Source organism: Streptomyces sp. CB01249, from assembly GCF_001905735.1.
Classification (GTDB): domain Bacteria; phylum Actinomycetota; class Actinomycetes; order Streptomycetales; family Streptomycetaceae; genus Streptomyces.
The window spans coordinates 1,413,403-1,437,349 of the sequence record NZ_LISW01000001.1 but is presented as its reverse complement, the minus strand read 5'-3'; the positions used below and the strand labels follow the sequence as shown (position 1 = coordinate 1,437,349).

1 protein-coding gene is annotated in these 23,947 nt (G+C 73.7%); it reads right to left on the bottom strand.

Going from position 1 to position 23,947, the window contains the following annotated elements; genetic code table 11:
• Nucleotides 1-2 precede the first annotated feature (2 nt).
• Nucleotides 3-23,915 (bottom strand): non-ribosomal peptide synthetase, encoded by a 23,913-nt coding sequence (locus tag AMK18_RS06030; protein ID WP_073861922.1) that lies wholly within the window; start codon nt 23,913-23,915, stop codon nt 3-5.
• Nucleotides 23,916-23,947 lie beyond the last annotated feature (32 nt).

Sequence of the window (23,947 nt, the reverse complement as noted above, 5' to 3'; positions counted from 1 at the left end):
GGTCAGTCCTCCTGAGGGGTGAGATTGATGTCACCGGCGTCACCGGTGACCTCGGCGATCCTGGCGGCCAGGACCGGTCCGATCTGGGCCAGCGAACCGGCCCGGGTCATCTGGTCGTGCCGGGTGGTGATCTCGTGGGATTCGATCCGGCCCGTGAGGTACGGGCGCCAGACGTCCGGTCCGGCGTCGTCCTGGGCCCGGTCGATCGTGGAGTTGAACAGCAGCAGGTCGCCGTCGTGGCTGGCGGGGACGAAGTCCACCGCCAGCTTCGCGTTGTTGATCATGATGTCAACGATGACCTCGACCTGCCGTTCGTTGAGCCCGGCGAGGGCGCTGCCGCGCCGGTTCAGCACCTCGGCGACCTCCGCGTAGGTGATGTCGCGGTCGCCGAGTTCGGCCGGGTCGACGTCGAGCACGCCGACGAGCACATCCCGCACGGTGGGCACGGGTTCGTCCTCGAACCGGACGTCCTTCACCGGGTAGGCGTCGAGGACGGCCAGGAGGGCGGTCCGTTCGCCGCGCGCCCGCAGCTCGCAGGCGAGTGCGTGGGCGATCAGTCCGCCCGCGGACCAGCCGAGCAGCAGGTACGGTCCCTGCGGCTGGATCTTCTGGATGTGGTCGGCGTAGTCGGCCGCCATCTCCTCGTACGACTCCGGCAGCGGCTCGGGGCGTCCGAGGCCGCGTGCCTGGAGGGCGTAGACCGGGTGCTGCGGGCCGATGTGGTTGAGCAGGCCGCTGTACGACCAGCTGATGCCGCCGCCGGGGTGGACGCAGAACAGCGGGGTCTCCGTCCCGGTGGAACGCAGTGGGAGGAGTACGTCCAGCGCGTCGTCCGGGTTGTTCATGGCGAGGCGTTCCGTGAGCCCGGCGACGGTCGGCGCCTCGAACAGCATCCGCAGTCCCAGGTCGAGGCCCAGGGTCTCGCGGACGCGTGCGGCGAGCCGGGCGGCCAGCAGCGAGTGTCCGCCGAGGTCGAAGAAGCCGTCGTCGATGCCCACCTGCTCGCGTCCCAGCACTTCGGCGAAGAGCCCGCACAGCAGCTGCTCCTGCGGGGTCCGGGGCCCGCGCCCCACCCCCGACACGCCGTAGTCCGGGGCGGGCAGGGCGGCCCGGTCCAGCTTGCCGTTGGCGGTCAGCGGCAGCGCGTCCACGGTGACGTAGGCGGCCGGGACCATGAAGTCGGGCAGCTCGCGGCGCAGCCGGCCGGACAGCTCGGCGGTCTCCGGCACGGCGTCGGGCGCGGGCACGAGGTAGGCGACGAGGCGCTTGTCCCCGGGCCGGTCCTCGCGGGCGACGACGGCCGCCTGGGCGACGCCGGGGCAGCCCGCGAGGACGGCTTCGACCTCGCCGGGCTCGATGCGCTGGCCGCGCAGCTTGACCTGGTGGTCGACGCGCCCGGCGAAGTCCAGCGTGCCGTCGGGGCGCCACGCCGCGAGGTCGCCGGTGCGGTACATGCGGCTCCCGGCGGGCCCGTACGGGTCGGCGGTGAAGCGTTCCGCGGTGAGGCCGGGCCGTCCGAGGTAGCCGCGCGCCACCCCCGTACCGGCGAGGTAGAGCTCGCCGACGAGGCCGGCGGGCAGCGGGCGGAGGCGGTCGTCCAGCACGTAGGCGCGCATGTTGGCCATGGGTCCGCCGATCGGCACGGTCGCCGCGTTCTCGGGGAGGCCGCGCACCTGGTGGCGGGTGGCGAGGGTGGTGGCCTCGGTGGGTCCGTAGCCGTTGACGACCTCGATGCCGGGGCAGGCGGCGAGCACCCGGGCGACGGCGGCCGGGGAGACCACGTCGCCGCCGGTCCACACCTCGCGCACTCCGGCGAGGAGCCGGGGGCGTTCCTCGGCGACGAGCCGGAAAAGACCGGCGGTCAGCCAGAGTCCGGTCACGCCGTGCGTGGCAACGGTGTGCTGGAGCAGGTCGAGGTCGAGCTGTCCGGGCGGTGCGACGACGATCCGGCCGCCGCTGAGCAGCGGCACCCAGAGTTCGTACGTGGAGAGGTCGAAAGCGGTCGGGGAGTGCATCAGCACCCGTTCGTGTCCGCCGCCGCGCCACTCCGGGCTGAGCGCGAGGCCCACCACGTCCCGGTGGGTGACGGCCACACCCTTCGGCCGCCCGGTCGAGCCGGAGGTGTACATGATGTACGCCAACTGCCCTGGTTCGCACGGGACTTCGATGGCGTCCGGTTCATGGCGCCCGGATCCCTCCAGCGCGGCCAGGACCTCCCGGGTGAGGACGAGGGCGGCGCCGCTCTCCCGCAGGATCAGGTCGATGCGGGAGGCCGGGAAGCGCGGGTCGAGCGGGACGTAGGCGCCGCCCGCCTTGATGACGGCCAGGAGCGCCACGACCAGCTCGGCCGAGCGGTCCAGCATGACCGCGACCGGTGTCTCGGGCCGGACGCCCTGGCGGATCAGGGCCCGGGCCAGGGTATCGGCGCGCCGGTCGAGTTCCGCGTACGTCAGCTCGGTGCCGTCCGCCACGACGGCGACGGCGTCCGGGGTGGCGCGCACCTGGCGGGCGAACAGCGCGGGCAGCGCGTCCGGGGGCAGTTCCGCAGCGGTGTCGTTGAACGCGTGGAGCAGCCGGTGGCGTTCGTCGGCGGACATGAGGTCGATCCGGCTGACCGGCCGGTCCGGTTCGGCGACGGCCGCCCACAGCAGCCGGGCCCAGCGCTCGAACAGCAGCTCCACGGTGGCGGCGTCGAACAGGTCGGTGGCGTACTCCACCGCGCCGACGAGTCCGTCGGCGCCGCCGTCCGGGCGGAACTGCTCGGCGAGGCTGAAGGTGAGGTCGACGCGGGAGGTCCCGGTCGGTGCCTCCAGGTGGCCCGTTTCCAGGCCGGGCAGTGCGAAGTCGCCCAGCGGGGCGTTCTGGAGGGCCAGCATGACCTGGAAGAGCGGGTGGTGGGCCAGGGACCGCACCGGGTTGGCCACCTCCACCAGGTATTCGAACGGCACGTCCTGGTGGTCGTAGGCGGTGAGGGCCTTCTGCCGGACGCGGCCGAGGAGTTCGGCGAATCCGGGGTCGCCGCCGGTGTCGGTGCGCAGGACGAGCGTGTTGACGAAGAAGCCGACGAGTTCGTCCAGCGCCTGATCGGTGCGGCCGGCGATCGGGCTGCCGATGGGGATGTCCGTACCGGCGCCGAGCCGGGTGAGCAGGGCGGCGAGTCCGGCCTGGAGCACCATGAACATGCTGGCGCCGCGTTCGGTGGCGAGGTCGCGCAGGGCCTGGTGCAGCTCGGGGTCGAGCCGGACGACGACCCGGTCCCCGCGCTGCGAGGCGACGGGCGGCCGGGGCCGGTCGGAGGGGAGCTGGAGCTGCTGCGGGATGCCCGCGAGCTCGTCCCGCCAGTAGGCGAGCTGCCGGGCGAACAGGCTGTCCGGGTCGCCCGCGTCGCCGAGCAGGTCGCGCTGCCAGCGGGTGTAGTCGGCGTACTGCACGGGCAGCGGGGACCAGGCCGGTTCCTCGGCGCGGCACCGGGCGCCGTACGCGGTCGCGAGGTCGGCGGAGAGCGGGCCCATGGACCAGCCGTCGGCGGCGATGTGGTGCACCACGACGAGCAGCACGTGCCGGTCGGGGGCGAGCGCGAACAGCTCGGCCCGGACCGGGGGCTCCGCCGCCAGGTCGAAGCCGCGCTGGGCCGCCTCTGCCAGGCGTCCGGGCAACGCGCTCTCGTCCAGGTCCACCACGCGCAGCGCGGGGCGCGCCTCGGCCGGGGGCAGTACGACCTGGTGCGGGGTGCCGTCGGTTTCGCGGAACACCGTGCGCAGGCTCTCGTGCCGGGCGATGACGTCCCCCAGCGCGGCGTGCAGCGCGTGCCGGTCGAGGCTGCCGTCGAGGCTGAGCGCGAGCGGCATGTTGTACGTGGCGCTCGGCCCGTCCATCCGGTGCAGGAACCACAGGCGGCGCTGGGCGAAGGACAGCTCCACGCGCTCCGGGCGCGGTCGGGCGGTCAGCGCGGGGCGAGCCGCTCCGGACCCGTCGAGGCGGGCCGCCAGACCGGCCGGGGTCGGGGTCTCGAAGAGGGTGCGGACCTCCAGCTCCGCGCCGAGGGTCGCCCGGACCCGGGAGGCCAGTCGGGTCGCGAGCAGCGAGTGCCCGCCGAGGTCGAAGAAGCTGTCGTCCACGCCGACCTGGGCGAGTCCCAGCACCTCGGCGTACAGCTCCGTCAGCAGCTGCTCCTGCGGGGTGCGGGGTGCCCGTCCGCCCGCGGCGGGGCCGAGGTCGGGCGCGGGCAGGGCGCGCCGGTCCAGCTTCCCGCTGGCGGTCAGCGGCAGGGCGTCCAGCGCCACGAACGCCGACGGGACCAGGTAGTCGGGGAGCCGTTCGCGCAGCCAGTCGCGGAGTTCGCCGAGGAGGGCGCCGGTGCTCCGGCTGCCGGTGGGGCGGTTGGTCAGCGAGGACAGCGCCCGGCCGGCGGGCCCGGCCGGGCGGTACTCGACCGGGGAGCCGTGGGGCGTACGCGGGTCGCCGAACACCACGTCCAGGGCGTCGTCCGAGGTGGCCGACCAGGTGACGGACACCGTGCGACCGTGCTCCCGGCCGAGGGCGTGGAAGTCCTCCGGGTCGGGGAGGCGGTGCTCCTGCTCCGGGGCGTGCAGGCGTTCCAGCAGCTCCGCGAGAGCGCCGTCCTCCTCGTGCAGGGCCCGGGCGAGGGCGGATTCCCGGACGACGCGGCCGTTGGGGACTCCGGTGATCCGCAGTGCGCCGGTCGGCGGCTCGGCGAGCAGGTGGCGCAGGGCGTCCGGCCCTGCGATGTCCCGTCCCCAGACCAGGTCGGCGGCCGGGGTCGCGCACTCCGGGGCCACCGGTGCCTTGTGCAGGGTGACGTCGTAGCGGTAGCGGCTCAGCTCGTTGTGGTGGCGGCCGCGCTTGATCTCGACGGCCACCGCGCCGATGTCCGCGCCGTGCTCCCGCAGGGCGGTGAAGAAGTCCGGGTCGACCAGGAGTTCCTTCTCCACCCTGACCGCCTGCTCCACCGCACGGCGTACGGCGGCGGGGTCGGCGTCCTCGGCCGTGCGGTGCAGCTGGACGGCGGTCGCGAACGGGCGCAGCAGGCGCAGATTGCGTACGTCTCCGATGAACAGCGCGCCACCGGGGGCGAGCAGCCCCATGAGCTTGGCGATGACGTCGGCGAGGTAGTCGGCGGACGGGAAGTACTGCACCACCGAGTTGATGACGATGGTGTCGAACGCGCCGCCCGGCAGCCCGTCGGTGTCGTGCGCCGGACGGGTCTGGAGCACCACCCGCCCGGTGAGCCGCTTCTCGCGGGCGACCTGGGCGGTCAGCGCGTCGATGGCGGTGGCGGAGAAGTCGGTCGCCCAGTAGGACGCGCAGTGGGGTGCGACCTGGGAGAGCAACAGGCCCGTGCCGACGCCGACTTCGAGCACCCGGCGGGGTTCGAGGCCGAGGATGCGGGCCACGGTGGCGTCCCGCCATTCCCGCATCTGCTCCTCGGGGATGGGTTGCGCGTCGTAACTGCTGTTCCAGCCGACGAAGTTGTCACCGAAGGGCGCGGAGCCGGGGGTGATGGGCAGGGCGTCGTAGATGTCCTGCCACTCCCCCACCTGGTCCGCTTCGAGGCCGCTGTCCCGGGCCGTGTCCTGCTGCGGGACGACGTAGCCGACGAGCCGGTCGTCCTGGGCGAGGACGGCGGATTGCGCGACGGCGGGGTGCCCGGCGAGCGCGGCCTCGATCTCGCCGGGCTCGACGCGGAAGCCGCGCACCTTCACCTGCTGGTCGGCGCGGCCGACGTACTCCAACTGTCCGTCGCCCAGCCGCCGGACCAGGTCACCGGTGCGGTACATGCGCTCCCCGGGCGCGTACGGGCAGGCGACGAACCTGCCCGCCGTCAGCCCGGGCCGGTTGAGGTATCCCCGGGCGAGGCCCGCGCCGGCCACGTACAGCTCGCCGGTGACGCCGGGCGGCACCGGCCGCAGCCGGCCGTCCAGCACGTACACCCGGGCATTGGCGATGGGCCGGCCGATCGGCGGCACACCGGTCCCGGGGGCCAGCGGGTCGCTCATGGTCGCGCACACCGTGGTCTCGGTCGGGCCGTACGCGTTGATCATCCGGCGTCCGGGCGCCCACCGCGCCACCAGCTCGGGCGGGCATGCCTCGCCTGCCACGACCAGCGTCGACGCGGTCACGGCCCCGTCCGGCACTGCGGCGAGGACGGACGGCGGCACCGTGACATGGGTGATGCCGAGGCCCGGGTCGGTGAGTGCGGCGACGGGCCCGGCGGCCGGGGGCAGCACGAGGGCGGCGCCGCTGAGCAGGGCGGTGCAGATCTCCGACACCGAGGCGTCGAAACTGGGCGAGGCGAACTGAAGGACCCGGCTGTCGGGTGCGACCGCGAAGCGCTCAATCTGCCCGGCGACCAGACTCGCCACGCCTCCGTGTCCGACGATGACACCCTTGGGGCGGCCGGTCGAGCCGGAGGTGTAGATGACATACGCCGGATGCCGCACATCGAGCGCGACCTGCGGGTCCGTCTCCGGCCAGCCGCCCTCCGACACCATCGCCGGGTCATCGACCACCAACGCCGGACCGGCGTCATCGAGCATGTACGCGATCCGGGCCTCGGGGTAGGCCGGGTCGACCGGCAGATAGGCCGCACCGGCCTTCAGCACACCCAGCACCGCGACCACCGACTCCACCGACCTCGGCAGAGCCACCGCCACCACCCGCTCCGGACCCACCCCACGCGCGATCAACGCATGAGCGAACCGGTTCGCACGGATGTCGAGTTGTCGATACGTCAGTTTGTCGTCGCCACACACGAGCGCGACCGCGTCCGGCGTCTTCGCCACCTGGGCCGCGAAGGCCCTGGGCAGCGGGACCGCGCCGACGTCACGGGCGGTCGCGTTGTCCCGTTCCAGCAGCCGGTGCCATTCGTCGGCGTCGAGGAGATCGATTCCGCCGATCGGCTGTTCCGGGTCGGCGGTGACGGCCTTCAGCAGGAGCGTCCAGCGGCGGACCAGCGCCTCGACCGTCGTGCGGTCGAAGAGGTCGGTGGCGTACTCGACGGCGCCGACGATCCCGGCCGGGGTGCCGTCCGGGCCGAACTGCTCGACCATGCTGACGCCGAGGTCGAACTTCGCGGTGCCGGTCGCGACCGCGTAGGTGGTGACGTCCAGGCCGGGCAGCGAGAACCGGCCGGTCGGGGCGTTCTGCACGGCCAGGATGGTCTGGAAGAGGGGGTGGTGGGACAGGGACCGGGACGGGTTCAGCGCCTCCACCAGATGCTCGAACGGCACATCCTGATGGGCGTAGGCCGACAGCGCGGTCTCCCGCACCCGCCCCAGCAGCTCACCGAAACCGGGATCGCCACTCGTGTCCGTCCGCAACACCAACGTGTTCACGAAGAACCCGACCAGATCGTCCAGCGCCTCATCCGTACGCCCCGCGATCGGACTCCCGATCGCGATATCCGTCCCCGCACCCAACCGCGTGTACAACGCCGCCAGACCCGCCTGCAACACCATGAACAGGCTGGTCCCGGTCTGCCGGGCCAACTGGGCCAGGGCTTGGTGCAGTTCGGCGTCGAGTTCCAGGCCGATGTGGTCACCCTGCCAGCCGGCGACGGCCGGGCGGGGTCGGTCGGTGGGCAGCGGGAGCAGTTCCGGCAGATCGGCCAGTTGCCGCTTCCAGTAGTCGAGTTGTTCGGCGAAGCGGCTCTCCGGGTCGGCCGCGTCGCCGAGCAGGTCGCGCTGCCAGAGGGTGTAGTCGGCGTACTGGACCGGCAGTTCCGGCCGCTCCGCCGTCCGGCCTTCGCAGCGTGCCGCGTACGCCTCGGCGAGGTCGCGGGCCAGCGGCCCGGTGGACCAGCCGTCGGCGGCGATGTGGTGCATGACGAGGAGCAGCACGTGCTCGTCGGGCGCGACCGCGAACAGATTGGCCCGCAGCGGCGGTTCGGCCGACAGGTCGAAGGGCTGCCGGGCGGACTCGGCGAGCAGGTGCGGCAGCTCGTCCGCCGGGACGTCGGCCGGGCGCGCCCGGAGCCGGACGGCGGCCGGTTCCAGCAGGCGCTGGCAGGGTACGCCGTCGACCTCCTGGAACACCGTCCGCAGACTCTCGTGCCGGGCCACCACATCGGCCAGCGCCTGGTCCAGCGCGTCCCGGTCGAGCGTTCCGGTCAGCTGCAGCGCCAGCGGGATGTGGTACGTGGCGGCGGTGGCGTCCATGCGGTGCAGGAACCACAGGCGGCGCTGGGCGAAGGACAGCGGCACCGCGTCGGGCCGCTCGTACGCGGTGAGCGCCGGGCGCACTCCGCCGGCCGCCGCGAGGGCCCCGGCCAGACCGGCCACGGTGGGCGTCCGGAAGAGGGCGCGCAGCCCGAGCTCCGCCCCGAGCACCGTGCGCACCCGGGCGACCAGCCTGGTGGCGAGCAGGGAGTGCCCGCCCAGGTCGAAGAAGTCGTCGTCCACGGAGACCCGTGGGACGTCGAGGACCTCGGCGAACAGTTCGGCGAGGATCTGCTCCTGCGGGGTACGCGGCGCCCGGCCGCCCTCGGTGGAGGCGGCCTCGGGCGCGGGCAGCGCGCCCCGGTCCAGCTTCCCGTTCGGCGTCAGCGGGAGCCCGTCGAGCAGCACGAACGCGGACGGCACCAGGTAGTCCGGCAGCCGTTCACGCAGGTGGGCGGCCAGCTCCGCGGGGCGTACGGCCGCAGCGGGACGCGGCACCACGTAGCCGACGAGCCGGTCCTCCCGGGCCACGACGGCGGCCTGGGCGACACCGGGGTGCGCGGCGAGCGCGGCCTCGACCTCGCCCGGCTCGATGCGGAAGCCGCGCACCTTCACCTGCTGGTCGGCGCGGCCGACGTACTCCAGCTCGCCGTCGGCGCGGCGCCGGACCAGGTCTCCGGTGCGGTACATCCGCGCGCCCGCCGGACCGAACGGGCAGGCCGTGAAGCGTCCCGCCGTCAGGCCCGGGCGGCCCAGGTAGCCGCGCGCCAGGCCGGGCCCGGCAACGTACAACTCACCGGTCACGCCCGGCGGGACGGCGCGCAGCCGCTCGTCCAGTACGTAAATGCGGAAGCCTGCGACCGGGCGGCCGATCGGCGGCACACCGGTCCCGGGGGCCAGCGGGTCGCTCATGGTCGCGCAGACGGTGGTCTCGGTCGGACCGTACGCGTTGATCATCCGGCGTCCGGGCGCCCACCGCTCGACCAGCTCCGGCGAGCACGCCTCCCCCGCCACCACCAGGGTGGAGGCCGTGAGTTCGGCGTCGCCCAGGGCCGCGAGGGCGGAGGGCGGCAGCGTCACATGGGTGACGGCGAGCCCGGGGTCCGTCAGGGCGTCCAGTGGGGTGTCTGCGGGGGCGAGGACGAGCGCGGCGCCCGTCAGCAGCGCACTGCACAGGTCCCAGAAGGACGCGTCGAAGCTGGGCGAGGCGAACTGAAGCACTCGGCTCCCCGCCGCCACGCCGAGCCGGTCGGCCTGCACCGCCGCCAGGCGCGACACACCGGCATGGCTCACGACAACGCCCTTGGGGCGGCCGGTCGAGCCGGAGGTGTAGATGACGTACGCCGGGTGCCGCACGTCGAGCGCGACCTGCGGGTCCGTCTCCGGCCAGTCGCCCTCCGACACCATCGCCGGGTCATCGACCACCAACGCCGGACCGGCGTCATCGAGCATGTACGCGATCCGGGCCTCGGGGTACGCCGAGTCCACCGGCAGATACGCCGCACCCGCCTTCAACACACCCAGCACGGCAACCACCGACTCCACCGACCTCGGCAGAGCCACCGCCACCACCCGCTCCGGACCCAGCCCACGCGCGATCAACGCATGAGCGAACCGGTTCGCACGGCAACGGAGTTGACGATACGTCAGCCTCTCGCCACCGCAGACGAGCGCGACCGCGTCCGGCGTCGCCGTCACCCGCGCCGCGAACAGCTCCGGCAGGCTCGCTCCGGCCACCTCGTCCGCCACGGCGGGCATCAGCTCGACGCGCTCCTCGGCGGACAGCAGATCGATGGCGCCGATCGGGCACTCCGGCGCTTCCACGGCCTCGGCCAGCAGCCTGGTCCACCTGGCGGCCAGCGCCTCGACCGTCGCGCGGTCGAACAGGTCGGTGCTGTACTCGACGGCACCGCTGAGGCCGGCCGGCTCGCCGTCGGGGCCGTACTCCTCCGCGAACCCGAAGGTCAGGTCGAGCCGCGCGGTGCCGGTGAGCACGGGCAGTGCGGAGACCTGAAGGCCCGGCAGGTCGAAGGTGTTGCCCGGCGCGTTCTGCACGACCAGACCGGTCTGGAAGAGGGGGTGGTGGGACAGGGACCGGGACGGGTTCAGCGCCTCCACCAGATGCTCGAACGGCACATCCTGATGGGCATACGCCGACAGCGCGGTCTCCCGCACCCGGCCCAGCAGCTCACCGAAGCTCGGATCACCACTCGTGTCCGTCCGCAACACCAACGTGTTCACGAAGAACCCGACGAGATCGTCCAGCGCCTCATCCGTACGCCCCGCGATCGGACTCCCGATCGCGATATCCGTCCCCGCACCCAACCGCGTGTACAACGCCGCCAGACCCGCCTGCAACACCATGAAGAGGGTCGCTCCGGACCGGCGCGCCAACTCCGCCAGCTTGGCGTGCAGTTCGGCGCCGATGCGGAGTTCCAGCAGATCACCGGCGTACGACATGACGGCCGGGCGCGGCCGGTCGGCGGGGAGTTGCAGCTGTTCCGGCAGGCCCTCCAGTGTCCGCTGCCAGTAGGCGACTTGGCGCGAGAAGAGGCTGTCGGCGTCGTTCTCGTCGCCGAGGATCTCGTGCTGCCACAGGGTGTAGTCGGCGTACGTCACCGGCAGCGGCGGCCACTCGGGTGCCCCGCCGCCCCGCCGGGTGGTGTAGGCGGTGGCCAGGTCGCGGGCGAGCGGGCCCATCGACCAGCCGTCGCCGACGATGTGGTGCATGACGAGGAGCAGCACGTGCTCGTCCGGCGCGACCGTGAACAGCTCGGCGCGCAGCGGGATTTCGGTGGTCAGGTCGAAGCCGCGCACGGCCGCGTCCCTCAGCAGTGCGGGCACCTCGGACTCACCGGCCGGGCGCACGGTGAGCGGGACGCCCGCTTCGGCGGTGTCCAGTACGCGCTGGTGCGGGATGCCGCCCGTGTGCGGGAACACCGTGCGCAGGGTCTCGTGCCGGGTCATCACGTCGGCCAGGGCGGCGCCGAGCGCGTCCCGGTCCAGGTCTCCGGAGAGCCGCAGGGCCAGCGGCATGTGATAGGTGGCGCTCGGCGCCCCGAACTGCTGGAGGAACCAGAGGCGGCGCTGGGCGAACGACAGCGGCAGCATCTCGCGCCGGGGCCGGGGCACGAGTGCGCGGCGCGCGGCGCCGGCGTCCCGCAGCCCTGCCGCCAGGCCGGCCGGGGTCGGGGTCCGGAACAGGGCGCGCAGCTCCAGTTCGATCCCAAGGGCCGCCCGGACCCGCGAGACGAGGCGGGTGGCGAGCAGGGAGTGCCCGCCGAGAGCGAAGAAGTCGTCGTCGGCCCCGACCCGGGCGAGGCCCAGGACGTCGGCGAACAGCTCGCACAGGATCTGCTCCTGCGGGGTGCGCGGCGCCCGGCCGCCCCCCGTGGACACGGCGTCGGGCGCGGGCAGCGCGCCCCGGTCCAGCTTCCCGTTCGGCGTCAGCGGCAACGCGTCGAGCAGCACGAACGCGGACGGCACCAGGTAGTCCGGCACCCGCTCGCCCAGGTACGCGGCGAGCGCGGCCGGGGTCGCCGCGGCCGGGGCCGACGGGACCACGTAGGCGACGATCCGGTCCTCCCGGGCGAGCACCGCGACCTGGGAGACGCCCGGGTGCGCGGTGAGCTCGGCCTCGATCTCGCCGGGCTCGATGCGGAAGCCGCGCACCTTGACCTGGTGGTCGACCCGGCCGGCGAATTCCAGTTCGCCGTGGGCTCCCCAGCGCACCAGGTCGCCGGTGCGGTACATGCGCGCGCCGGCCGGGCCATGGGGGTCGGCGACGAAGCGTCCGGCAGTCAGCCCCGGTCGGCCGAGGTAGCCCCGGGCGAGCCCGGTGCCGGCGAGGTACAGCTCGCCCAGGACACCGGGGGCGACCGGTCGCAGGGCCTCGTCCAGAACGTACACCCGGCAGTTGTCGACGGGGCGGCCGATCGGAACGGGCTGCGGGCAGTCGGCGGGGTCGGCCGGGAGCGCGTAGGCGGTGATGACGTGGGTCTCGGCGGGGCCGTAGTGGTTGTGCAGCACCCGGCCGGGCCGGGCGGCGAAGCGGCGTACGGCACCGCCCAGGCGCATCGCCTCTCCGGCCTGGGCGACGAGGCGCAGGTGCGGCAGGTCGAGACCGGCCTCCTCGGCGGCCTCGGCCAGCGCCTCGACCACCAGGTTCGGCGCGAACAGTTCCTCGACCCGGTGGCGGTCCAGCCAGTGGGCGAACAGTTCGGCGCTGCGCCGTTGCTCCTCGGTGGGGACCACCAGGGTCTTGCCGTACAGCAGCGCGGACAGCATCTCCTGCACGGAGACGTCGAAGCCGATCGCGGTGAACTGCGCGGTGCGCGTGCCGGGTTCGCCGCCGACGGCCCGATGGTGCCAGGCCAGCAGGTTGAGCAGTGCGGCGGCGGGCATGACCACGGCCTTGGGGCGGCCGGTGGAGCCGGAGGTGTAGATGACGTAGGCGGGGTGGCGGGGGTCCGCGCGCACGCCGGGGTCGTGCTCCGGCAGCGTGCCGGACGGCGTCACGGAGGCGAGGTCGTCGAGCACCACGGCCGGGCGGGCGTCCTCCACCATGTACGCGATGCGGGCAGCCGGGTAGTCCGGGTCCACCGGCAGGTACGCCGCGCCGGTCTTGAGCACCGCGAGGATCGCGACGACCAGCTCGGCGGAGCGCGGCAGCCGGAGGGCGACGACCTGCTCGGGGCCCACTCCACGGGCGATCAGGGCATGGGCGAGGAGGTTGGCGCGGCGGTTCAGTTCCGCGTACGACAGCACGGTGTCCTCGAAGACCACGGCTGGGGCGTCCGGGGTGGCCCGGACCCGCTCCTCGAAGAGGGCGGGCAGGGTGGTGTCGGCGGCGGGGCGGGCCGTGTCGTTGCGGGTGGTCAGCAGCTCGTGGCGTTCGTCGGCGGTGAGGACGTCGATCCGGCTCAGCGGCAGCCCCGGCGCAGCGACGACCGCCGCGAGAAGCCGCAGCCAGCGGGCGACCAGCGTCTCCACGGTGGCGGGGTCGAACAGGTCGGTGCTGTACTCGACGCGCCCGACGATGCCCTCGGACGCACCGGGGCCGCCGCGCTCCAGCAGGTGGAAGCCGAGGTCGAACATGGTCGTCGGCGTCCCCACCAGGACGGGTTCGGTGGCGAGACCCCCCAGGGCGAAATCGGTGCGCGGCACGTTCTGGAGGGCCAGCAGCACCTGGAACAGCGGCTGCCGGGTGAGCGACCGGGACGGGTTCAGCGCCTCCACGACCTGCTCGAACGGCAGGTCCTGGTGGGCGTACGCGCCGAGCGCGTTCTCCCGGACACGGCCCAGGAGTTCGGCGAAGGTGGGGTCGCCCGAGGTGTCGGTGCGGAGGACCAGCGTGTTGACGAAGAACCCGATGAGGTCGTCGAGGGCCTGGTCGGTGCGGCCGGCGATGAGGCTGCCGACCGGGATGTCCTGGCCCGCCCCCAGTTTGTCGAGCAGGGAGGCCAGGGCGGCCTGGAGCACCATGTACACGCTGGCGCCGTGCTCGCGGCCGAGCCGGACCAGTCCGGCGTGGAGTTCCGCGTCCAGCTCGATCGCGAGCCGGCCGCCGGAGCTGGAAGGGGCTGCGGGGCGGGGGCGGTCGGCGGGGAGCCGGATCTGCTCGGGCAGGCCCGCGAGCGTCCGCGTCCAGTAGTCGGTCTGCCGGGCGAGCAGGCTGTCCGCGTCGGACGGGTCGCCCAGCAGTGTGTGCTGCCAGAGCGTGTAGTCGGCGTACTGGACCGGAAGCGGCAACCACTCCGGAGCCTCGCCACGGAGGCGTGCCGCGTACGCGGTCGCCAGGTCGGCGGCCAGCGGTCCGAGCGACCAGCCGTCTCCGGCGATGTGGTGCATCACCAGGAGCAGTACGTGTTCGTCCTCGGCGACCTCGAACACCTCGGCGCGCAGCGGCGGTTCGGCGGCGAGGTCGAAGCCTCGCGCGGCAGCGGCCGTCAGCAGTTCCGTCAGGTTGCGCTCATCTGCCGGGGTCACCACCAGGTCCGGGTGTGCCTCTCCGGTGGCCACGACGTGCTGGTACGGCACCCCGTCCTGCGCCGGGAAGACGGTACGCAGGGTTTCGTGCCGGTCGACGAGGTCGCCGAGCGCCGCTTCGAGGGCGGCGGGGTCCAGCGGACCGGTGAGCCGCCAGGCGAGGGGCATGTTGTAGACGGATGCGGCGCCCTCCAACTGGCGCAGGAACCACAGGCGGCGCTGCGCGGAGGACAGCGGCACCCGCTCGGGCCGCTCCGCCCGTACGAGGGCGGGCCTGGCCCGGCCCGCGGTGCTCAGGCCTGCGGCCAGTCCGGCCACGGTCGGTGTGCGGAAGAGGGCGGGCAGGGCCAGCTCCACGCCCAGCGTCGTACGGACGCGGGCGACGAGCCGGGTGGCGAGCAAGGAGTGCCCGCCGAGGGCGAAGAAGTCGTCGTCGGCCCCGACCCGGGGCACGCCGAGCACCTCGGCGAACAACCCGGCCAGCACGTGTTCCTCGGGTGTACGCGGCGCCCGCCCGCCCGTCGTGGCGGCGTCGGGCTCGGGCAGGGCGCGCCGGTCCAGCTTGCCGTTGGGCGTCAGCGGCAGCGCGTCGAGCAGCACGAACGCGGACGGCACCATGTACTCCGGCAGCCGCTCGCGCAGGTGCGCCCGCAGCTCCTCGGTCTGCGGCGCGGTCCCGGCGGTGGGTTGCACGTACGCCACGAGCCTGGGGCCCTGTGTGCCGCCCTGCCTGACGACCACGGCGGTACGTGCGATGTCCTGGCGCTCCGCGAGGACGGCCTCGATCTCTCCGGGCTCGATGCGGAAGCCGCGTACCTTCACCTGGTCGTCCGTGCGGCCCAGGAATTCGAGGCTGCCCTCGGTGTTCCAGCGCACCAGGTCACCCGTGCGGTACATGCGCGTACCTCCGGGGCCGTACGGATCGGCGACGAAACGCCCGGCCGTGAGGCCCGGCCGGTTGAGGTAGCCGCGCGCCAACCCCGTACCGGCGATGTACAGCTCGCCCGTCACGCCGCTCGGGACCGGGCGCAACGCGCCGTCCAGTACATGCAGCCGGGCGTTGCCGACAGGCCCGCCGATGATCGGGCGGGGGCTCGACGTCACTTCTGCCGTAGCCGAGTTGACCGTGCACTCGGAGGGCCCGTACAGGTTGAGGCACACCGTCCCCTCGGCGGCCCGCATCCGTTCCCAGAGCTGCTGCGGGACGGGCTCACCCCCGGCCGCGACCAGCGACGGACGAGGCCCGGAACCGTCCAGCAGACCTTGCTCGACCAGCACTGCGAGGTAGGAAGGCGTCGCCTCCACGTAGTCCAGGCCGCAGCGCGCCGCGTAGTCGAGGAAGGCACGCGGGTCGGTCCACGTCGCGTCGTCCAGGACGTGCAGCTCATGCCCGGCGAACACGGCGAACAGCTGGTCCAAGGAGGCGTCGAACGACACGGACGTGGTGAGTCCGACGCGCAGCCGCTCCCCCGCCGGAGACACCAGCGAGCCCTGGTGGGCGTACAGGTTGACCAGGCCGGTGTGCGTCACGACGGCGCCCTTGGGACGGCCGGTGGACCCGGAGGTGTAGATGACGTAGACCGGCTGGGCCGGGTCGATCGGCACCACCGGATCGGTGGCGGGGCACCTGTCGATCCGTGCGGAGGTCTCCGGGTCGTCGAGGACCAGTCGGCCGCCCGTGTCTCCCGGAAGGTTCTGCCCGGTACGCGTATCGGTCACCGTGAGCACGGGTCGGGCGTCGTCCAGGAGGTACGCGATCCGAGCGGCCGGATACTCCGGATCGACCGGCACATACGCCGCGCCGGACTTCAGCACCGCGAGAATCGCCACCACCAGGTCGGCCGACCTCGGCAAGGCCACCGCGACCAACCGCTCCGGACCCGCACCCCGCGCCCTCAGCTCATGGGCCAACCGGTTCGCCCGCGCGTCCAGCTCCGCGTACGACAACGACACCTCACCGCACACGAGGGCGGTCAGGTCCGGGACCTTCCGCACCTGCTCGCGGAACAGCTCCGGCAGGGTTTCGGTGCCGCCCGGGACCACCGGCCCGGTGCCCAGCGCCGTGAGCGCGTCGTGCTCCCGGGCCGTCAGCAGGTCGAGCCCGCTGAGCCGCTGCCCGGGGTCGGCGACCGCGATGCGGAGCAGGCGCTCCCAGCGGGCGAGCATCGTCTCGACGGTGGCCGGGTCGTAGAGGTCGACGGCGTATTCGACGGTCCCGTGGAGCCCGTCCGGGGTGCCGTCCTCCGTGTGCCGCTCGGCCATCGTGAAGATCAGGTCCAGCTTGGCCGTGCCCGACGCGGACGCCACGTCCTCGACGCGCAGCCCGGGCGGTGCGAAGTCGGCCCGGGGCGCGTTCTGGAGGACCAGCATGACCTGGAACAGGGGGTGGTGCGCGAGGGACCGGGACGGGTTCAGGACCTCGACCAGGTATTCGAACGGCACATCCTGGTGGGCGTACCCGGCGAGCGAGGTGTCCCGGACCCGGTCCAGCAGTTCGGCGAACGTCGGGTCGCCCGAGGTGTCGGTGCGGAAGACCAGGGTGTTGACGAAGTAGCCGACCAGCTCGTCCTGCGCCTGGTCGGTCCGGCCGGCGACCGGGCTGCCTACGGGGATGTCGTCGCCCGCCCCCAGCTTGGTCAGCAAGGCGGCGAGCCCGGCCTGGAGCACCATGAAGAGGCTCGTCCCGTGGGCGCGGGCGAGCTCGCTGAGCCCCCGGTGCAGCTCGGGGTCGAGACCGGCGCGCACGGAGCCGCCCCGGTGGGAGGCGACCGCCGGGCGGGGGCGGTCGGCGGGCAACTCGATCAGCTCCGGGAGCCCGGTGAGCTGCCGGGTCCAGTAGTCGGCCTGGGCGGCGAGCAGGCTGTCCCGGTCGGCGGAGTCGCCGAGCAGTTCGTGCTGCCACAGGGTGTAGTCGGCGTACTGGACGGGAAGCGGCGCCCACTGCGGGGCCTCGCCCCGGACGCGTGCCGCGTAGGCCTCGGTCAGGCCCTGCGCGAGGGGGCTCAGCGACCAGCCGTCGCCCGCGATGTGGTGGAGGACCAGGTGGAGGACGTGGTCGTCCGGTGCGACGGCGAACAGCTCGGCGCGCAGCGGCAGGTCGGTGGCCAGGTCGAAGCGCCGGTCCCGGGCCGCCGCCATCAGGGCGGGCAGCCCGGCCTCGGTGGTCTCGTGCACGGGCAGGCCGGGGCGGACCTCGTCCATGTCCAGCACCCGTTGGTGGGGGACGCCGTCCACCGCGGGGAACACGGTGCGCAGGCTTTCGTGGCGTTCGACCACGTCCGCGACGGCGGCCTCCAGGGCCCGCCGGTCCAGGTCGCCGGAGAGCCGCCAGGCGAGGGAGATGTGGTAGTTCGCACCCGCACCCTCCAGCTGGTGCAGGAACCACAGCCGGCGTTGCGCGAACGACAGCGGGATCGTCGCGGGGCGCTCGCGGCGCGCCAGGGCGGTCTGCGCCGGGCCTGCGGCGCCCAGGGCCGCGGCCAGGGCGGCCGGGGTCGGCGCCTCGAACAGCGTGCGCAGCGGCATCTCCACGCCGAGCGTCGCGCGGATCCGGGCGGCGAGGCGGGTGGCGAGCAGGGAGTGCCCGCCGAGGTCGAAGAAGCCGTCGTCCACACCGGCCGCCGGGGCGCCCAGCACCTCCGCGAACAGCTCGCAGAGGATCTGCTCCCGGGCGGTGCGCGGTGCGCGGGATGCGGTCGCCGGGGCGGGGCCGGGGGCGGGCAGGGCGCGGTGGTCGAGCTTGCCGTTGACGGTCAGGGGCAGGGCGTCCAGCGTGACGAACGCGGAGGGCACCATGTGCTCCGGCAGGCGCTCGCGCAGGTACGCGCGCAGGGCGGCGGGCTGCGGGGCGGTACCGGCGGCCGGTACGAGGTAGGCGGCGAGCCGGGTGTCGTCGGCCCGGTCCTGCCGAGCGAGGACGGCGACCTGTGCGATGTCCGGGTGGGTAGCCAGGGCCGCTTCGATCTCGCCGAGCTCGATGCGGAAGCCGCGCACCTTCACCTGCTGGTCGGCGCGGCCGACGTAGCGCAGGGTGCCGTCCGCGGCGCGGCGCACCACGTCACCGCTGCGGTACATGCGTGAGCCCGCAGGTCCGTACGGGTCGGCCACGAAGCGCCCTGCGGTGAGGCCGGGCCGGTTCAGGTAGCCGCGTGCCAGGCCGGGACCCGCGACGTACAGCTCGCCGGGGACGCCCGGGGCGACCGGGCGCAGGCCCGCGTCGAGGACGTACGCGCGGAGGTCGGGGAGGGCGGTGCCGATGTCACCGGGGGTGGTGGCGGTCCGGCCGAGCTCCGCGTGGGTGACGTGCACCGTGGTCTCGGTGATGCCGTACATGTTGACCAGGCGCGGCGCGTCCTCCGGGTGGCGCTCGTACCAGCTGGCCAGCCGGGCGTGCTCCAGTGCCTCGCCGCCGAAGACCACCGTGCGCAGGGCGAGCCGGCCGCCGGTGTCCGGGTCCTCCGCGTCGGCCTGCATCAGCTGGTGGAAGGCGGACGGCGTCTGGTTGAGCACCGTCACCCGTTCGCGGGCGAGCAGGTCGAGGAAGCGGCCGGGCGAGCGGCTGGTCTCGTGGTCCACGACGACCAGGCGGCCGCCGTGCAGCAGGGGTCCCCACAGCTCCCAGACCGAGAAGTCGAAGGCGTAGGAGTGGAAGAGCGTCCACACGTCGTCGGCGCCGAAGGCGAACCGCTCGCGCGTGGTGTCGAAGAGGCGCACCACGTTGCGGTGCGGAATGACGACGCCCTTGGGGTTGCCGGTGGAGCCGGAGGTGTGGATGACGTAGGCGGCGTGGGCCGGATCGACGGCGACGCCCGGGTCGGTGTCGGGCAGCCCGTCCAGGTCGGCGGTGTCCAGCAGCAGCCGGTCCGCGCCTTCCAGGTCGACCTGACTGGTGGTCAGGATCAGGGAGGGCCGGGTGTCCTGGAGCAGGTAGCTGATCCGGGCGGCCGGGTACTCCGGGTCCACCGGCACATACGCGGCACCCGCCTTGAGCACCGCGAGCACCGCCACGACCAGGTCCGCCGAGCGCGGGAGCGCCAGCGCCACCAGCTGCTCCGGCCCAACGCCCCGTTCGATCAGGGCGTGCGCCAGCCGGTTGGCCCGGGCGTTCAGACCGCCGTACGTGAGTGTGGTCGCGCCGTCCGTGACGGCGAGGGCGTCCGGATCGGCCCGCACCTGCCGCTCGAACAGCACGGGCAGGCTGTGCTGCGGCGGTTCCACGGCCTCCCCGGCCGGCAGCAGGGCCCGCAGTTCGTCGTCCGACAGCACGTCCACCTGGCCGATGCGCCGTCCGGGGTCGGCGGCGACGGCGCGCAGCAGCCGCAGCCAGCGCTCGACGACGGAGGTGACGGTGGCCGCGTCGAACAGGTCCGTGCTGTACTCCACCACGCCCGACAGGCCTCCCCCGCCGGGCTGTTCGGCGAGCACGAAGGTCAGGTCGCACTTGGCGGTGCCGGTGGGGACCAGGTCGGAGGTGACGCGCAGGCGCGGCAGGTCGAAGGTGCCGGACGGCGCGTTCTGCAGGGTGAGCATCGTCTGGAACAGGGGGTGGTGTGCGAGGGTCCGCGCCGGGTTCAGCGCCTCGACCAGGTGCTCGAACGGCACGTCCTGGTGGGCGTAGGCGGCCAGCGCCTCGGAGCGCACCCGGGTGAGGAGTTCAGTGAACGTCGGGTCGCCGGACAGGTCGGTGCGCAGCACCAGGGTGTTGACGAAGAAGCCCACCAGGTCGTCCAGGGCCTCGTCGGTGCGCCCCGCGACGGGCGTGCCGATCGGGACGTCGGTGCCCGCGCCCAGCTTGCCGAGCAGCGCGGCCAGTCCGGCCTGGAGGACCATGAAGAGGCTGGCGCCACCGTCGCGGGCGAGGGCGCGCAGGCCCTCGTGCAGCTCCGCGTCGACGCGCACCGGCAGCTGGGCGCCCCGGTAGGACATCGCCTCGGGCCGGGGCCGGTCGAAGGGCAGCTCGATCTGGTCGGGCAGGCCCGCGAGCCGTTCGCGCCAGTGGGCGAGCTGACCGCCCAGCAGGCTGTCCGGGTCGCCGCCGTTGCCCAGCAGTTCGCGCTGCCACAGGGCGTAGTCCGCGTACTGGACCGGCAGCGGCGACCACTGCGGCTTCGCGTCCTCGCTCCGGGCCGCGTAGGCGGTCGCCAGGTCCTGTGCGAGCGGCCCCGTCGACCAGCCGTCACCGGCGATGTGGTGGACGACGAGCAGGAGTACGTGTTCCTCCTCGGTGAGCCGGAACAGCTCGGCGCGCAGGGGCGGTTCGCCGGAGAGCTCGAAGCCCTGCCGTGCCGCCTCGGCCAGCAGGTCGGGCAGTTCGCGTTCGGCGGTCTCCGTCACGCGCAGCCGGGGCCGTGCCGCGTCGGCGTCCAGGACCCGCTGGCACGGCACACCGGCGACGGCCGGGAAGACGGTGCGCAGGCTCTCGTGGCGTTCGACCACGTCCGCCAGGGCCGTTTCGAGGGCGCGCTCGTCCAGGTTCCCGGTCAGCCGCAGGGCGAGTGGGATGTTGTACGTGGCACTCGGGCCCTCCATGCGGTGCAGGAACCAGAGTCGGCGCTGCGCGAAGGACAGCGGCACGGTCTCGGGCCGCTCGCGCCGGACCAGCGCCGGGCGGGCCTGGCCCGCCGCGTCCACCCTGGCCGCCAGCCGGGCCACCGTCGGCGCGTCGAAGAGGTCGCTGAGCCGCATCTCCACGCCGAGTACGGACCGGGCGCGGGCGATGAGGCGGGTGCCGAGCAGGGAGTGCCCGCCGAGGTCGAAGAAGCTCTCGTCCAGGCCGACTTCGGGGGCGCCCAGCACCTCGGCGAACAGCCCGACGAGCAGGTGTTCGACCGCGCTGCGCGGGGCGCGGCCCGGCGCGGTGGGCCGGTGCCCGGGGGCCGGGAGGGCGCTCCGGTCCAGCTTGCCGTTCGGGGTCAGCGGCAGGGCGTCCAGGACCACGACCGCCGACGGCACCATGTAGGCGGGCAGCCGGTCGCGGAGCCGGGTGCGCAGTGCGTCCGGCTGGATGTCCCGTCCGGCGGCGGGCACGACGTAGGCGACGAGGCGGGGCTCGTCGTCGGTGCGCACGGTGACGGCCGTGCGCGCGATGTCCTCGTGGTCCGCGAGGACGGCCTCGATCTCTCCGGGTTCGATGCGGAAGCCGCGCACCTTCACCTGGTCGTCCGTACGCCCCAGGAACTCGAGGTCGCCTTCGGCGTTCCGGCGGACCCGGTCACCCGTGCGGTACATGCGTGTGCCTTCGGGGCCGTACGGGTCCGCCACGAACCGCCCGGCCGTGAGACCCGGCCGGTTCAGGTAGCCGCGCGCCAACCCCGTACCCGCGATGTACAGCTCGCCCGCCAGACCACCAGGGACCGGCCGGAGCGCGCCGTCGAGTACATACAGCCGGGCGTTGCTGACAGGCCGGCCGATGACCGGGCGCGGGCTCGACGCCACGACAGCGGTCACCGAGTTGACCGTGCACTCGGAGGGTCCGTACAGGTTGACGCAGCGCGTGCCGTCGGCCGCCCGCAACCGCTCCCACAGGTGCTGCGGGACGGCCTCGCCACCGGCGCCGACCAGCGTGGGGCTGTGTCGCTCATCGCTCAACAGGCCGTGCGATACGAGGTCTTGGAGGTACGAAGGGGTGGCCTCGACGTAGTCCAGCCCACGGTCCGCCGCGTAGGCGACGCATGCCTCCGGGTCGGTCCAGGTCGCGTAATCCAGGACGTGCAGCTCGTGGCCCGCGAAGGGGGCCATCAGCTGGTTCCAGGAGGCGTCGAAGGACACCGAGGTGGTGAGCGCCACGCGCAGCCGCTGCCGATCCTTCAACAGCGGTGCGAAAAGGCGATGTTGGTGGTCGGTGAGCAGGTCCGCCAGGCTGCCGTGGGTGGCGACGACGCCCTTGGGACGGCCGGTGGATCCCGAGGTGTAGATGACGTAGGCGGGGCTGCCGGCCTCGACCTCCACCATCGGATCGGTGGCGGGGCGGCATGCGACCTCCGCCGCCGTCTCCGGATCGTCCAGCACCAGCCGGTCGCCCGTGTCGCCCGGCAGCCTCTGCCCGGTACGCGTATCGGTCACCGTCAGCACGGGCCGGGCGTCGTCCAGGAGGTACGCGATCCGAGCGGCCGGATACTCGGGGTCCACCGGCACATACGCCGCGCCGGACTTCAGCACCGCGAGAATCGCCACCACCAGGTCGGCCGACCTCGGCAACGCCACCGCGACCAGCCGCTCCGGACCCGCACCCCGCGCCACCAGCGCACGCGCCAGCCGATTCGTGCGCGCGTCCAACTCCGCGTACGACAAAGAGACATCGCCGCACACGAGGGCCGTGGCGTCCGGAGCGCTGCGCGCCTGCTCCCGGAACAGTTCCGGCAGCGTCTCGGTGCCGCCCGGGACCACCGGCCCGGTCCCCAGCGCCTCGCTCTCGCGGTGCTCATCCGCCGTGAGCAGGTCGACCCCGCCCACCGGCTCGTCCGGGTCGAGGTCCGCGACGGCGTCGAGCAGGGTGAGCAGCCGCTGCTGGTGCGCGGCGAGGTCGTCGTCGCCGTACGCGTCCGGCGCGCCGTGCAGCCTGAGCAGCGGGGGGTTGCCGTCCCGGTAGTCGAACAGCCAGACGGCCAGGTCGGTGGTCGAGCCGGACACGAAGTGGTGCACGGACGCGGGGTGTCCGGCGAAGGCGGGCCTGGCGTTGAAGGCCATGATGTTGACGATCAGCGGGAACGCCGTGCCGATGCCGCCGGGTGTGCCGAGGTCGCGCAGCAGGTCCTCGCTGCGGTACCGCTCGTGTGCGACGGCGGCCTCGACCTCGCGCGCCACCTGGGCCACGAGTTCGCCCCAGGGCATGTCCGGCCGCACGGTCAGCCGCAGCGGCACCACGTTGGACATCGTCCCGGGCACGGACATCAGGTCGCGGCCGGAGCCCCGGCGGGCGGTGACGGGCAGGGCGAGGACCACGTCGCGGGCGCCGCTCAGCCGGTGGGCGTAGAGCGCGGTCGCCGCGATCACGACCCGGGACCACCTGACCCCGGCCTTGGCCGCCGCCGCCCGCAGCGCCTCCGCGTCACGCAGCTCCCGCTCCTCGGCCACCCGCAGGACCTGGTGCGGGTCGGCCGTGGAGGTGTCGGTGAGCCGGGTGGGGGCGGGCAGGTCGGTGAAGCGCTCGTTCCAGTAGGCGCGGTCCGCCGTGAAGGCGTCGGAGGCGCGGTACGCGGCGTCGCTGTCGATCAGGTCCCGCAGCGTGCCGAACGGGGTGGGCGGGACGGCGGCGCCGTCGGCCAGCGCCGAGTACACCTCGCCGACCCGCTGCCTGACCATCGAGGCGCTGATCGCGTCCAGGACCAGGTGGTGGTAGTTCAGGTACCAGAGGTGTTCCGTGGGCGACAGCCGGATCAGCGCGTGGCCGAACAGCGGATCGCGGGAGAGGTCGAGCGGGCGGGCGAGGTCGTGCTCCATCCATGCGCGGGCCGCCGCCCGGGGGTCCGGCTCCGCCTCGAGGTCGAGGTGCACCGGTGCCCAGTCCCAGGCCGCGCGGAGGGTCTGGCGCGGGCCTTCGCCCTCGTCGGTGAAGGTGACGTGGAGGGCATCGACTTCGTCCACCACCCGGCGCAGGGCGGTTTCGAACAGCTCCGGGTCGACCGGCCCGTGGATCTCCAGGAACTCACCGACGCGGTAGCCGGGGATCGGTGTAGGCGAGCTCTGCTCGGCGAGCCAGATCTCCCGTTGGGCCGCGGTCAGGGGAAGGACGTCGCCGTCGCGTCGGGACATGGGGGTACCTCCAGAGGTATGAGAGGGCATGC